The 13,854-nt window shown below is 65.0% G+C and carries 14 protein-coding genes; 4 read left to right on the top strand and 10 right to left on the bottom strand.

Translation table 11 applies throughout. The annotated features are described in order from the left end of the window. Positions 1 to 96: 96 nt before the first annotated feature. The 4 genes from yjiA to IB274_RS25015 form a co-directional block, all read right to left on the bottom strand. Entirely contained in the window at positions 97 to 1,095 is a 999-nt protein-coding gene (yjiA, locus tag IB274_RS25030) for a GTPase (protein WP_192435534.1), read from the bottom strand. Between the two features lie 207 nt (positions 1,096 to 1,302). After that, positions 1,303 to 1,506 carry a YbdD/YjiX family protein gene (locus tag IB274_RS25025; protein WP_015478970.1) on the bottom strand — a complete coding sequence of 68 codons (204 nt, stop codon included), beginning with the start codon at positions 1,504 to 1,506 and terminating at the stop codon, positions 1,303 to 1,305. Between the two features lie 12 nt (positions 1,507 to 1,518). After that, positions 1,519 to 3,585 carry a carbon starvation CstA family protein gene (locus tag IB274_RS25020; protein ID WP_192402513.1) on the bottom strand — a complete coding sequence of 689 codons (2,067 nt, stop codon included), beginning with the start codon at positions 3,583 to 3,585 and terminating at the stop codon, positions 1,519 to 1,521. Between the two features lie 185 nt (positions 3,586 to 3,770). Then, complete coding sequence (locus IB274_RS25015; RefSeq protein ID WP_138214189.1) at positions 3,771 to 4,280, bottom strand: DUF3015 domain-containing protein; 510 nt, start codon at positions 4,278 to 4,280, stop codon at positions 3,771 to 3,773. Positions 4,281 to 4,459: 179 nt separating this feature from the next. Here IB274_RS25015 and IB274_RS25010 point away from each other — a divergent pair, with 179 nt between their 5' ends. Then, positions 4,460 to 4,828, top strand: coding sequence for a PilZ domain-containing protein (locus IB274_RS25010; RefSeq protein ID WP_054906515.1), 369 nt, complete (start codon positions 4,460 to 4,462; stop codon positions 4,826 to 4,828). Positions 4,829 to 4,847: 19 nt separating this feature from the next. Here the strand turns inward: IB274_RS25010 and radA are convergent, their stop codons facing one another. From radA to IB274_RS24995, 3 genes are all read right to left on the bottom strand, one after another. Next, positions 4,848 to 6,227 carry a DNA repair protein RadA gene (radA, locus tag IB274_RS25005; RefSeq protein WP_081520071.1) on the bottom strand — a complete coding sequence of 460 codons (1,380 nt, stop codon included), beginning with the start codon at positions 6,225 to 6,227 and terminating at the stop codon, positions 4,848 to 4,850. Between the two features lie 199 nt (positions 6,228 to 6,426). Next, positions 6,427 to 6,669 carry a hypothetical protein gene (locus IB274_RS25000; protein ID WP_192435533.1) on the bottom strand — a complete coding sequence of 81 codons (243 nt, stop codon included), beginning with the start codon at positions 6,667 to 6,669 and terminating at the stop codon, positions 6,427 to 6,429. Between the two features lie 76 nt (positions 6,670 to 6,745). After that, complete coding sequence (locus IB274_RS24995) at positions 6,746 to 6,988, bottom strand: YdcH family protein (RefSeq protein WP_081520069.1); 243 nt, start codon at positions 6,986 to 6,988, stop codon at positions 6,746 to 6,748. Positions 6,989 to 7,159: 171 nt separating this feature from the next. Here IB274_RS24995 and mscL point away from each other — a divergent pair, with 171 nt between their 5' ends. Beyond that, a complete protein-coding gene (gene mscL, locus IB274_RS24990; RefSeq protein ID WP_045216609.1) occupies positions 7,160 to 7,576 on the top strand; it encodes a large-conductance mechanosensitive channel protein MscL in 417 nt (138 codons plus the stop codon). Positions 7,577 to 7,615: 39 nt separating this feature from the next. Here mscL and IB274_RS24985 read toward each other — a convergent pair whose 3' ends face one another. The 3 genes from IB274_RS24985 to IB274_RS24975 form a co-directional block, all read right to left on the bottom strand. Beyond that, complete coding sequence (locus IB274_RS24985; RefSeq protein ID WP_192435532.1) at positions 7,616 to 9,166, bottom strand: TerC family protein; 1,551 nt, start codon at positions 9,164 to 9,166, stop codon at positions 7,616 to 7,618. A 229-nt stretch (positions 9,167 to 9,395) separates the two neighbouring features. Then, positions 9,396 to 10,172: a ferredoxin--NADP reductase gene (locus IB274_RS24980; protein WP_192435531.1), complete on the bottom strand. Its 777-nt coding sequence runs from the start codon at positions 10,170 to 10,172 to the stop codon at positions 9,396 to 9,398. Between the two features lie 120 nt (positions 10,173 to 10,292). Beyond that, on the bottom strand, positions 10,293 to 11,285 hold the full coding sequence (locus IB274_RS24975) for a TRAP transporter substrate-binding protein (RefSeq protein ID WP_192435530.1): 993 nt from the start codon (positions 11,283 to 11,285) through the stop codon (positions 10,293 to 10,295). Between the two features lie 336 nt (positions 11,286 to 11,621). On the opposite strand from IB274_RS24975, the gene IB274_RS24970 reads away from it, so the two are divergent. Then, a complete protein-coding gene (locus tag IB274_RS24970) occupies positions 11,622 to 12,746 on the top strand; it encodes a methyltransferase (RefSeq protein WP_192435529.1) in 1,125 nt (374 codons plus the stop codon). Between the two features lie 65 nt (positions 12,747 to 12,811). Then, a complete protein-coding gene (locus IB274_RS24965; RefSeq protein WP_192435528.1) occupies positions 12,812 to 13,672 on the top strand; it encodes an alpha/beta fold hydrolase in 861 nt (286 codons plus the stop codon). Positions 13,673 to 13,854: the final 182 nt, after the last annotated feature.

The raw sequence follows: 13,854 nt of genomic DNA, 5'->3' as shown, positions 1-13,854 counted from the left end.
CCGCCACAACCCAGACGACGGATAACGCTGGCGCGTTATGCGCCCTACGTAAAGCGCGCAGAGAAAAACGCCCGGCACAGGCCGGGCGTTTTTCATTCAGGCGGTCGGGCCGCCCGTGATGCGATCGAAGCCCCGGCGGATTTCCTCTTCGGGCAGGTTGTCGCCGATGAAGACGATCACGCTCTCGCGCTGCTCGTTGCCCTTCCACGGCGTATCCCAGTCGAAGCCATACAGCCGCAACACGCCCTGGAACACCAGGCGACGCTCCTCGCCGGCGATGTTCAGCACGCCCTTGTAGCGCAGCAGCGAGTTGCCGTGCCATTGCAGCAGGTCGTCCATGAACTCGCTGAGGTGCTCGATATCCAGCGGGTTGTCGCTGCGCAGCACCAGGGTGGTGATGCGGTCAGTGGTGTCCGCCGCCGGGCGTACGGGACGCAGCAGCGGGCGCAGGCCGAGCTCGGCATTGAGGTTGAAACCGCGCACGTCGAGCAGGCGTTCCAGTTCGATGGCGCCATGCTCCACCGCGTGGATTTCCGCACGACGGTTGATGCGCTGCAGGCGCTCCACCAGCGCCTCGAACTGTTCGGGCGACACCAGGTCGCGCTTGCTCACCAGGATGCGGTCGCCGAAGCCGACCTGGGCCTGGGCAATGGCCTCCTGCAGGTGGCGGTCGGCGTTGGCGGCGTCCACCAGGGTGATGATGCCGTCGAGCAGGTAGCGCTCGCGCAACGTCTCGTCGACGAAGAAGGTCTGCGCCACCGGCGCTGGATCGGCCAGGCCGGTGCACTCGATCACCACGCGGTCGAAGTCCAGCTCGCCATTGTCGCGGCGTTCCAGCAGGACGTACAGCGCCCGCTCCAGGTCGCTATTGATGGTGCAGCAGACGCAGCCGTTGGACAGCGTCGTCACCTGCACTGCGTCGTCGCCGAGCAGCTGAGCGTCGATCGGCGTGTCGCTGAATTCGTTCTCGATCACGGCGATCTTCAGGCCATGTTCGGCCTTGAGGATGTGCTTGAGCAGGGTGGTCTTGCCGGCCCCGAGGAAGCCGGTGAGGACGGTCACCGGAATCTGCGGCGCGCTTGCGGAATCGGTCATGGAAACTTCCAGGCAATCAGAATGAAAAACGGGCGGAAATGAAAACGGGCCGCGATCGCTCGCGGCCCGCATCTCTACTTATGAAACGTCGGCGAGGCAGGCGAGGCAAGGAGCCAGTGGCCGGGAAAAGCGGAGTCTACTTCAGTAGATGAGCATTTTTCCGGCCGCTGGCAACGCAGCATCGGCCACGCAGCCAGTTTCATCGCGTCAACAGCAGCGGATCGGCCGTCCCTTGCCGCCACCGTAGCGCGCCTCCTGGCGCTCGCGGAAGAACTCCTCGTAGGTCATCGGAGTCTTGTCCGGGTGCTTGTTCTGCATGTGCTGAACGTAGGTGTCGTAATCGGGCATGCCGACCAGCATGCGGGCAGCTTGCCCAAGATACTTACCCATGCGGCTGAGGTCGTTGAACATGATGCTCCTCCGTCAGGCGTCCGGGATCGGCTGGAACGGCGCTTCCTTGTCGGTGCGCTCCTTCTTGGTCCAGGCGCTGGCGCCCACCTTGATCGCGTACACCAGCACGCTGAACACCACCAGCAGGAACAGCACGGTGAGGCCGGCGTTGATGTAGGCGTTCATCATCACGTGCTGCATCTGGCCGATGTCCTTGGCCGGGGCGATGATCTGACCGGCGTCCAGGCCGGCGGAGTACTTCTTGCCCAGCGCGATGAAGCCCACAGCCGGGTTGCTGTCGAACAGCTTGATCAGGCCGGCGGTGGTGGTGCAGATCAACAGCCAGGCGGCCGGCAGGGCGGTTACCCAGACGTACTGCTGGCGCTTCATCTTGATCAGCACGACGGTGGAGAGCATCAGCGCGATACCGGCGAGCATCTGGTTGGAGATGCCGAACAGCGGCCACAGCGTGTTGATGCCGCCCAGCGGATCGACCACCCCCTGGTACAGCAGCCAGCCCCACAGCGCGACGCAGCCGCCGGTGCCGATGATGTTGGCGGTCCAGGATTCGGTCTTCTTCAGCGCCGGGACGAAGTTGCCCAGCAGGTCCTGCAGCATGAAGCGCCCGGCACGGGTGCCAGCGTCCACCGCGGTGAGGATGAACAGCGCCTCGAAGAGGATCGCGAAGTGGTACCAGAAGGCCATGGTGTTCTCACCCGGCAGCACCTGGTGAAGGATGTGGGCAATACCCACGGCGAGGGTCGGCGCACCACCGGCACGGGCCAGGATGGTGGTCTCGCCGATGTCCTTGGCGGTCTGGGTCAGAATTTCCGGGGTGATGGTGAAGCCCCAGCTGCTGACGGTCGCGGCCACTGCGGTGACGTCGGTGCCGACCACAGCCGGCGGGCTGTTCATGGCGAAGTAGATGCCCGGTTCGATGACCGAGGCGGCGACCATCGCCATGATGGCCACGAAGGACTCCATCAGCATGCCGCCATAGCCGATGTAGCGGGCGTCGGGCTCGCGGTTGAGCAGCTTGGGCGTGGTGCCCGAGGAGATCAGCGCGTGGAAGCCGGAGACGGCGCCACAGGCGATGGTGATGAACAGGAACGGGAACAGGCCGCCCTTCCAAACCGGGCCGGTGCCGTCGGTGAACTGGGTCAGGGCCGGCATCTTCAGTTCCGGCGAGACGATCACGATGCCGATGGCCAGGGCGATGATGGTGCCGATCTTGAGGAAGGTCGACAGGTAGTCACGCGGCGCCAGCAGCAGCCACACCGGCAGGACCGAGGCGATTGCGCCGTAGGCGATCAGCATCCAGACGATCTGCACGCCATGGAAGGTGAACACCGGGGCCCACTCGGGGCTGGCGGCGATCTGGCCACCGAGCCAGATGCTGCCCAGCAGCAGGATGATGCCGACCACGGAAATCTCGCCGATGCGGCCCGGGCGGATGTAGCGCATGTACACGCCCATGAACAGCGCGATCGGGATCGTCGCCAACACGGTGAACATGCCCCAGGGGCTTTCGGCCAGGGCCTTCACCACGATCAGCGCGAGCACCGCGAGGATGATGATCATGATCAGGAACGCGCCGAACAGAGCGATGGTCCCCGCCACCTGCCCCATTTCCTCGCGCACCAGCTCACCCAGCGAACGCCCGTTGCGGCGGCTGGAGATGAACAGGACCATGAAATCCTGCACGGCACCGGCCAGCACCACGCCAGCGATCAGCCAGAGCGTGCCGGGCAGGTAGCCCATCTGCGCGGCCAGTACGGGACCGACCAGCGGGCCGGCGCCGGCGATGGCAGCGAAGTGGTGACCGAAGAGGATGTGCTTGTTGGTCGGGACGTAGTCCAGGCCGTCGTTGTTGAGGACCGCAGGGGTCGCTCGGTTGGCGTCCAGTTGCATCACCTTGGTGGCGATGAACAGGCTGTAGTAGCGGTAGGCGACCAGGTAGATGGCAACCGCCGCGACGACGATCCACAGTGCGTTGATGGCTTCGCCGCGACGTAGTGCCACGACTCCCAAGGCAAATGCACCGACTATCGCCACCGCCAGCCAGGCGAGGTGACGTAGCAGGCTGTTGTTATTGTTCATAGCGAGGCTTCCGACAGTTTGAAGGCGAGAATTCGCAGAAAAATTCTAGTCTTTTCCGGCGACCCATTCATACGACCTTAGTCTAGGGCGGTTACGCGCTTATTGCCGGAGGTCAACGCGTTCGACCGCAGGGTCAGGAAATGAAAAGGCCCGCCTGTGGCGGGCCTTGGCGGCGCGACGTCCAGTCAGGCTGGCTGCTTGGCGTACTGCGCCAGAGTCTGGTCACGGCTCATCACGGCCAGGGTGTTGTTCAGCACCTGCTCCCCGGTGGCGTCCTTGGAAGTGAAGATCTCACCGAAGTGCTGCTGGGTGACCTGGGCGAAGTGCGCACGATCCTGAGTGGGGATGCCCAGCAGGACGGCATAGGCGTCCAGGGCCTCTCCGTGGCCCTGGGCCATGTTCTCGGCGATGTTGTCGAGCATGCCGTTCATGGCGAAGATCGAGCGGCCGCCGTAGGAGATGCGCTGGCTGGCGTCGCAGCCGTTGGTGCCGGAGGTCAGGCCGAAGGTGGCGTTGCCCGAGGTGCCGTTGGTGGTAGTGGCCAGCAGGTGCGGGAACAGGCCGCGCTGACCGTCGAAGACCATGTTGCCCCAGCCGCAGCCCTTGCCGCTCTGCCCGGCTTCGTCCGCGTGCGCTGCCAGGCTGGCAACGCTGATAACCCCAAAAATCAGACCCTTGATGAGTTTATTGTCCATGCTCTGCACTCCGCAGTTGTGGTGGTTAAACGCACATGGAGCTTTGGCGAGGGTCCGCAAGCTGTCAAACCCGTGCGACGCGCCTCTGACGGACGCCACCTCAACGACTGGCTTCCGACGCGTCAGCATTGCCTTGCGTCTATAGTGAGGCGAAGCAGAAACGGCCGGAGAGCCACGACATGACTGACGATCACGACGAGCGCCGGCGCTTCCAGCGCATCGCCTTCGACGCCGGCACCGAGATCAGCCAGGGCGACCTGCGCTGGAAGGTGACGCTGCTGGACTTGTCCCTGCAGGGCCTGCTGGTGCAGCGGCCGGAACACTGGAACATCGTCGCGCAGGAACCGGTGCAGGTGCGCATCTACCTGGGCTTCGACGTCAACGTCTATATGGAGGCCGACCTCGCCTGGGAGCGTGAAGGCCTGCTGGGCTTCAACTGCCGGCACATCGACCTGGACTCCATCAGTCACCTGAGGCGCCTGGTGGAACTGAACCTGGGTGACGAGTCACTGCTGGAGCGGGAGCTGACGCTGCTCAGCGAGCATTGAGTCGCTCAGGAGCGAGCCTCTATTCGAACAACGCATCCAGCGCCTGCTCCAAGCGTGTCACCGCGATGACCTGCAGGCCTGGCGGCGACTCCTTCGGCGCGTTGCCCTTGGGTACGATGGCGCGCTTGAAGCCGTGCTTGGCGGCTTCCTTCAGACGCTCCTGTCCACTGGGCACCGGGCGCACCTCGCCGGACAGACCGACCTCGCCGAATACCAGCAACTGGTGATCGAGCGGACGATTGCGCAGGCTGGACATCACCGCGGCCATCAGCGCCAGGTCCGACGCCGTTTCCAGAACCTTCACACCGCCAACCACGTTCAAGAACACATCCTGATCGTAGGTCGGGATGCCGCCGTGGCGATGCAGCACCGCCAGCAGCATGGCCAGGCGATTCTGGTCCAGGCCCAGGGTCACGCGGCGCGGGTTCGCCAGGTGGCTGGTGTCCACCAACGCCTGTACTTCCACCAGCATGGGCCGCGAGCCTTCCCAGGTGGCCATGACCACGCTGCCCGGCACCGATTCCTGAGCACGGGTGAGGAAGATGGCTGACGGGTTGGAAACTTCCTTCAAACCACGGTCGGTCATGGCGAACACGCCCAGCTCGTTCACCGCACCGAAGCGGTTCTTCACCGCCCGCAGCAGGCGTAGGCGGCCATCGGATTCACCCTCGAAATACAGCACGGTGTCGACCATGTGCTCCAGCACGCGCGGGCCAGCCAGGGAGCCTTCCTTGGTGACGTGGCCGACCAGGAAGATCGCCGTGCCGCTCTGCTTGGCGAAACGCACCAGCAGCGCCGCGCTTTCGCGCACCTGGGCGACGCCGCCGGGTGCGGATTGCAACTGTTCAGTGAAGATGGTCTGGATCGAGTCGATCACCATCACTTTGGGCTGCTCCTGGCGCGCCGTGGCGATGATGGTCTCGATGCAGGTCTCGGTCATGACCTTGAGCTTGTCCTCGGGCAGGCCCAGACGGCGGGCGCGCATGGCGACCTGCTGCTGGGATTCCTCACCCGTGACATAGAGCGCCGGCAGGCGCGTGGCGATGTTGCAGAGGGTCTGCAGGAGGATGGTGGACTTGCCGATGCCGGGATCGCCGCCGATCAGCACGACCGAGCCATCGACCAGGCCGCCGCCCAGGGCGCGGTCCAGCTCCGCCGAGGCGGTGGAGAAGCGTGGCATTTCCTCGACGCTGACTTCGGCGAGGGTCTTGATGTTGGCCTGCTGGCCAGCCCAGCCGCCGCGGCCGGAAGAGCTGCTGGCCGATCCACCGGTGGGGGTGGTGTCGATGACGGTTTCGACCAGCGTGTTCCAGGCACCGCAATCAGGGCACTGGCCGGCCCATTTCGGGTAGGTGGCGCCGCACTCGGTGCAGCCGTACATGCGCTTGGCCTTGGCCATGGGGGACTTCCGTCGAATGCAAAGTCCCCATCATAAGCCAATCGGGTGGAGCGGTTCAGAACCTATTTACGGTCTCGCGAGCTAGAGCAGAAGTGCGCTGAAATCGGTTGAGGGAGCGGAGTTTACGCGCAGTAAATGAGCACCCCGAGGCCGATTTCAGCGCGGTTCTGCCGACGCGCAGCAGACCGTAAACAGGTTCTTAGCTCGCCAGGCGGCGATACTGGCTCTCCATATCGTGCTTGAGGCTTTCACGGCGCATCAGCAGCGAGGCCAGGGTGCAGTCGGGACGCTCGATGCCCTCCTCCACGCGACCAATGCGCTGATCCAGCAGTTCGTACTGCAGCTTCAGACGAACCAGGCGTTCCTGCGCGCGCAGGGTTTCGGCGTTGCGTTTGGGGAGCTTGGTGACGGAGTTGCCAGAGGACGAAATAGCTTTACGCATGGCGGTGGCACCGGTTGGAAAGAGATGACGGGAGCCTACGCCTCGCTCCGACACGCACCCTTGACTCTGGTCAAGCTCAACCGGATCGCTTGAGCAGGTCGGAAATCTCGTCCTTCAGCGCCACGCGTTGCAGTTTGAGGGAATTGAGAGCGAGGTCGTCCATCGCCTGACGGCCGTCCTCGATGTCGTAGATTTTCTTGTCCAGCTCCTCGTAGCTGGCGGCCATGCGGGTGAAGTTCGCGTCCTTCCCGTGCAACCGGGTCATCAGGGCCTTCTGGTCAGGGAATTCGCGGGACAGGGGATGATGCTCGAGCGGCATGGCGGGCGTCCTTCTGTTGTTGGATTGCCCGATAAGCCTAGACCACTGAGCGATGTCGCCCACCGCCGCCGGTCATACCGTTGGAATTGACTGTGCGTGGGGTGTTCAGACGGCGACGGGCCGCTAAACTGCGCCTGTCCCCCTCTATCTTGCGTAACAAGGAGTCTGTGCATGAGTCTGCTCAACGAATTCAAGGCCTTCGCCGTCAAGGGCAACGTGGTCGACATGGCCGTCGGTATCATCATCGGCGCCGCCTTCGGCAAGATCGTCTCGTCCTTCGTCGGCGACGTGATTATGCCGCCCATCGGCCTGCTGATCGGCGGCATGGACTTCTCCGACCTGGCGATCACGCTCAAGGCCGCCGAGGGCCAGACGCCGGCGGTGATGCTGGCCTACGGCAAATTCATTCAGACCTGCCTGGACTTCATTATCGTGGCCTTCGCCATCTTCATGGGCGTGAAGGCCATCAACAAGCTCAAGCGTGAAGAGGCCGTAGAGCCCAGCGCCCCGCCGGTGCCGAGCGCTGAAGAAACCCTGCTGACCGAGATCCGCGACCTGCTCAAGCAGCAGAACAACCGCGCTCCTTGAGCAGATCGCTGACCGGGCCGGGGGCGGCCCCGCCTGGCGTCAGCCCGGCGGCGTCAGCAGCACGCGGCCGATGCGCCGCTCGCTGACCTCCGTCACCTCCAGGCGCCAGCCGCCCAGTTCCAGCGTGTCACCCTTGGCCGGCAAGCGGCCAAGGTGCTTGAGCGCCAGCCCGCCGAGGGTCTGGTACTCGGCCGTCGGGCGGGCGTGGAAGCCCACCCGCTCGGCCAGCGCCGACAGCGTCACGGCGCCATCCACCCGGTAAGCGCCCGCCTCCGCTTCGATGTCGGTACCGGACACCTCGCTGGCGTCCGGCAGCTCACCGGCGATGGCCTCCAGCACGTCAGTCAGGCTCAGCATGCCCTCGAAGCCACCGAACTCGTTGACCACGAAGGCCAGGTGGGTCGAGGCCTCACGCATCAGCTCCAGCGCGCCCAGCACCGTGCTGCTGTCCGGCAGGCTCAGCGGCTCGCGCAGCAGCGGGAGGATGTCCAGTTCGCGGCCCTGCAGCAGGGCGGAGAACAGTTCCTTCTTGTGCACGTAGCCCAGCGGCTCGTCGATATTGCCTTCGCTGATCACCAGCAGGCGCGAGTATGGCGACTCCAGCAGTGCGCGGCGGATGCTCTCCGGGCTGTCGGCCAGGTCCACGCGGTGCACGCGCTGGCGGTCGATCATCACGGCTTTGACCGGACGCTCGGCCAGGCCCAGCACACCACTGATCATCACCCGCTCGCGGCGGTGGAACGGCGCGTCGCCGCCATCGTCTTCACCCACCAGGTCGGCGATGTCTTCGCCCACCTCGTCGGCGTCGACCTTGCCACCCATCAGGCGCAGCACGGCGTGGGCGGTCCGCTGGCGCAGACCACGCTGGCCGCGCTGGCTCTTCTGGCGTTTCCAGCGCACCAGCTGGTTGGCCATCTCGATCAGCAGGCTGAAGCCGATGGCGGCGTACAGGTAGCCTTTCGGGATGTGGAAGCCCAGGCCTTCGGCGGTCAGGCTGAAACCGATCATCAGCAGGAAGCCCAGGCACAGCATGATCACCGTCGGGTGCTCGTTGACGAAGCGGGTCAGCGGCTTGCTGGCCACCATCATCAGGCCGATGGAGAAGATGACCGCGATCATCATCACTTCCAGCTGCTCGACCATGCCCACGGCGGTGATCACCGCGTCGAGGGAGAACACCGCGTCCAGCACCACGATCTGCGCGACCACCGGCCAGAAGGCGGCGTAGACGCGCTTGCCGTTGGAGGTGTGCACACGGCCTTCCAGGCGTTCATGCAGTTCCAGCGTGGCCTTGAACAACAGGAACAGACCACCGAACAGCATGATCAGGTCGCGGCCGGAGAAGCTCTTGCCGAACACCTCGATCAGCGGCGCGGTGAGCGTGACCAGCCAGGAAATGCTCGCCAGCAGGCCCAGGCGCATCAGCAGCGCCAGCGACAGGCCGATCAGTCGCGCGCGGTCGCGCAGGTGCGGCGGCAGCTTGTCCGCGAGGATTGCGATGAAGACCAGGTTGTCGATGCCGAGCACCAGCTCGAGCAGGATCAGGGTGAGTAGGCCGAGCCAGGCTGTGGGGTCCATCAACCATTCCATGTCGAACGACCTCGCTGGGTGCGCGCCATGGCAGGTTGGGAAGGCTTATCCGCGAACGCGGGTGCCGGGGGAGGTTCGCCGAACGCCGGCTCTACGGGGGTAGATACGGGGATCGGCGTTGTACTTTGACTGTCCATAAGGTCCGGAAAAAGGGAAACGGACACCTATCCTAAGGGCAAAGCCTCGCCGCCCTAAGGGGACAATCTTTTCAAAATCTATCGAGCCGGGCTTACCAATAGTTTTCCACGGCGATCTGGCCGGGCTTGCGCGTCAGTGCCAGGCTCATGCCGCGGGCCTTCAGCACGGCGCGGGTGTCCTCGATCATCTGCGGGTTACCGCAGAGCATCACCCGTGAATGTTCCGGGGTCAGTTCCAGACCGGCGGCACGTTCCAGCTCGCCGTTCTCGATCAGCGTGGTGAGCCGCGCATTCAGGCAGCCGGGCACCTGTTCGCGGGTAACCACCGGGATGAACTGCAGCTTGTGGATATGTTCGGCCAGATGCTCCATCGCGCCGAAGCTGGCGATCAGGTCGCGGTAGGCCAGCTCCTTTTCCTCGCGGGCGCTGTAGACCAGCTTGATGGTCTCGAAGCGTTCCCACACCTCGAAGTCCTGCAGGATCGACAGGAACGGCGCCAGACCGGTACCGGTGGACAGCAGCCAGAGGTCGCGGCCATCGGGGAAGCGGTACAGGGTGAGGAAGCCGAAGGCCTGGCGATCCACCAGCAACTGGTCGCCGACACGCAGGCGGCTGAGCTCGCTGGTGAATTCACCGCCGGGAACGACGATGGAGAAGAACTCGAGGAAGTCATCGTGGGGCGCCGAGACCATCGAGTAGGCGCGCCAGACGATGCTACCGCTGGGCTTGTAAACGCCCAGGCGAGCGAACTGCCCGGCACGGAAGCGGTAGCCGCTGTCGCGGGTGGTGCGCAGGGTGAACAGGCTCGGGGTGAGCGTCTGCACCTCCACCAGGGTCTGGCGGGTGAACTTCTCTTCGCTGGCGGTCATCGTCCGCTCCTTTGCAGGCAACGGCCCATTTTCCCGTATTCCCGGCGCGAGAAACACCCGCAAGGCTTGTGGCTATCCGCGGAGATCGCCACAAGCCTGCTCTGGATCAGTCCCGGTGGATCAATGCTTGCGGTTCACCACCTGGGCGGCGCGCAGCACGTCGGTGCCGATCTCACCCTCGAACTGCTTCCACAGCGGCTGCATGGCAGTGCGCCAGGCTTCACGCTCGGCCGGAGTCAGGGCAATGATGCGCGCCTTGCCGTTGGCGACCACGTGCTCGCGCTCCTTCTGGTTCAGCGCCTCGGCGTCCTTGTTCACCTCCACGGTGACCTCTTCCATGATGCTTTCCAGCTGGGTGCGCACCGGGTACGGCATGCTGTTCCAGAACTTCTGGTTGCTGATCACCATGTAGCTGAGCACGCCGTGGTTGGTCTCGGTGATGAACGGCTGGGCGCTGTCGAGTTTCTGGCTGCCGATGTTCGACCAGGTGTTCTCGGTGCCCTGCACCTTGCCGTCCTGCAGCGCCTTGAGGGTCTCGGCGAAGGGCATCTTCACGGCCGTGGCGTCGAGCAGGCCGAACTGCGCGTTGATTACCGAAGACGGCTGGATACGAAAGGCCAGGCCCTTGGCATCGGCCGGCGCGCGCAGTTCTCGGTTGGCCGAAAGCTGCTTCATGCCGTTGTTCCAGTAGGCCAGGCCGTAGATGCCCGAGCGCGCCATGGAATGCAGCAGTTCGCGGCTCTTGTCGCGCTTCTGGAAGCGCTTCACCGCCTCCAGGTCATCGAACAGGAACGGCAGGTCGAAGACTTCCAGCTGCTTGGTGTAACCCTCGAACTTCGACAGCGACGGTGCCAGCATCTGTACCTTGCCGTCCTGCAGTGCCTGCAGTTCATCGGCGTCGCCGAACAGCGTGGAGTTGGGGAACACCTCGACCTTCACCTGTCCGGCCAGGCGCTCTTCCACCAGCTTCTTGAACAGCAGTGCGCCACGGCCCTTGGGCGTGTCATCGGCGACGACGTGGGAGAACTTGATCACGATGGGCGCATCGGCGAGAACCGGCTGGGCCACGAGGAAAAGGGCGGACAGCGCCACCCCGAGCAACGACTTGTACATCGACATCCTTATGCAATGGCAATAGCCCGGCGCGCGAACGGGAGTCGCGTGTCGAGGATTCGTGAAGACTTGGAAGGGTGGCCGTCGGTCGGCGGAGACGCGCTCCGGGATCGGGCCCTACCGGGTCGCGAGGGGCGCCCGGTTATTATTGGGAAGCCGCCGCGCAGACGAGCGCGGGCGGATAGGTCATAATTTTTCGGTATAACGCGCGCCCGCACAAGCAGGAACACGTAAACCACGTCTCAATTTGATGACAATATCGTTGCAATAAGCCATCAATCATTGCCAGCAAAGCAACACCTCTATTCCAGCCATTTCCGTCGTTTCGAGAGTCCCATGCCCGTCCTCGCCAGCCCCTTCGCCCAGCTCGACCTGGTCCGCCACCCCGAACAGCGCGAAGACCCGCTGCAGGCCTTCGATGCGGCCGACGAGTACCTGCTCAGCCATCTCCACGAGCAGGGCGTCGGCGCAGACAGCCGCGTGCTGGTGCTCAACGACAGCTTCGGCGCCCTCGCCGCCAGCCTCGCGCCCCATGTGCGCCTGACCAGCAGCGGCGATTCGCACCTGGGCTTCATCGCCCTTGAGCGCAATCTCGAACGCAACGGCCTCGCCGAAGCGCCGCTGACCTTCGTCCCCGCCAGCGAAACCCCGCGGGGCCCGTTCGATCATGTGCTGATCCGCGTGCCCAAGACCCTCGCGCTGCTGGAAGAACAGCTGATCCGCCTGCACGGCCAGCTCGCGCCGGGCGGGAAAGTCGTCGCCGCCGGCATGGTCAAGCACCTGCCACGCGCCGCTGGCGACCTGCTGGAGAAATACATAGGGCCGATGCAGGCATCGCTGGCCGTGAAGAAGGCCCGCCTGCTGGTGGCCACCGCCGAGGAGCGCCCCGCGCCCTCCTCGCCCTACCCCAGCCGCTACCGCCTGGACAAGCCCGCGCTGACGCTGCTGAACCACGCCAACGTGTTCTGCCGCGAAGGCCTGGACATCGGCACCCGCGCCTTCCTCCCGCACCTGCCGCAGATTCACCACGCCGTGCGCGCGGCAGACCTGGGCTGCGGCAACGGCGTGCTGGGCATCGCCTTCGCCCTGCTCAACCCGCAGGCCGAGCTGACGCTGGTGGACGAGTCCTACATGGCCGTGCAATCCGCGCGGGAGAACTGGCAGGCCGCCCTCGGCGAGCGCCCGGTGGATATCCACCCCGACGACGGCCTCGCCAGCCAGCCCGCCGACTCCCTCGACCTGATCCTCTGCAACCCGCCGTTCCACCAGCAGCAGGTGGTCGGCGACTTCCTCGCCTGGCGCATGTTCCAGCAGGCCCGCGCCGCGCTGGTCACCGGCGGCGAGTTGTGGATCGTCGGCAACCGCCACCTGGGCTACCACGCCAAGCTCAAGCGCCTGTTCCGCGGCGTCGAGCAGGTGGCGGCGAATCCGAAATTCGTGGTGCTGAAAGCGACCAAATAAGCTGTCGGGATTGCTCCGGCCCGCGCGCCGGAGCAGCATGGATCGCCCCCACTCGGAAGCGCGCCATGACCGCACAAGAAGCCGCCCTCCTCCCGGAACTGATCCGTACCGCCGACGGCGTCGATCTCGCCTTGCGCCGAGTCGGCCCGGCAGATGGCGTTCCCGTCGTGCTGACCCACGGCACCTTCTCCAACCACCGCAGTTGCCTGGGCCTGGCCAACTACCTGGGCGGCCAGGGCTTCGCCTGCTGGCTGTTCGATTGGCGCGGCCATGGCGACAGCGCACGCAACGACTTCCATCACAGCTTCGACGACGTGGCCGAGCAGGACGTGCCGGCGATTCTCGATGCGGTGAGCCAGCGCACCGGGCAAACGGCGCTGCACTGGGTGGGCCACTCCGGCGGCGGGCTGATCGTCTCGATGTGGGCGGCGCGCCATCCTGACCTGGCGCAGCGACGGTTGCGCTCGCTGGTGCTGATCGGTTCGCAGGCCACGGCGGCGGGAGCCAGCCTGCGGCACCGGCTGGCTCTCCAGGCGTTTGACTGGATGCTGCGCTGGAGACGCATCGCGCCCAGCCGCGCTAAGAGCGTCGGCCCCGAGGCGGAGAGCGCCCGGCTGATGCGCCAATGGTGCCAGTGGAATTTCCGCCGGCGATTCGATTCGCTGGAAGGCTTCGACTATCTCGCTGGGGTAGGCAGCGTCGAGCTGCCGGTGCTGGGCGTGGCGGGCAGCGGCGATACCTTCATCGCGCCGCTCGCGGGTTGCGAGGCGCTGGTGCAGGCCTTTGGAGGGACAGAGGCGAAGCTGGAGCTGTTCGGGCTGGCGACCGGTGCGCGGGAGGATTACAGCCATAACCGCCTGCTGCTGTCGCGCAATGCCAGCCTGGAAGTCTGGCCGCGCATAGCTCAGTGGCTGGTGCAACATTGATCGCCGTCGAGCGCAGGCACTCCCCAGTAGGAGCGCACCATGTGCGCAGTCGCGGGCATGGCCCGCTTGTGTCTGCAAAGCTCGATAAGCTCGAAGGTGAGAGCGACGGGAGGCAAGCTGCAGGTCCGCGGTGTTGGTCGCACGAGTAGGAGCCCAAGCTGCCTCCCGCCGTCCTCTGACCT

The sequence above is a fragment of the Pseudomonas sp. PDM18 genome, assembly GCF_014852585.1.
Classification (GTDB): domain Bacteria; phylum Pseudomonadota; class Gammaproteobacteria; order Pseudomonadales; family Pseudomonadaceae; genus Pseudomonas.
The sequence above is the reverse complement of the archived record's forward strand: the minus strand, read 5'-3'. Positions and strand labels throughout refer to the sequence as shown.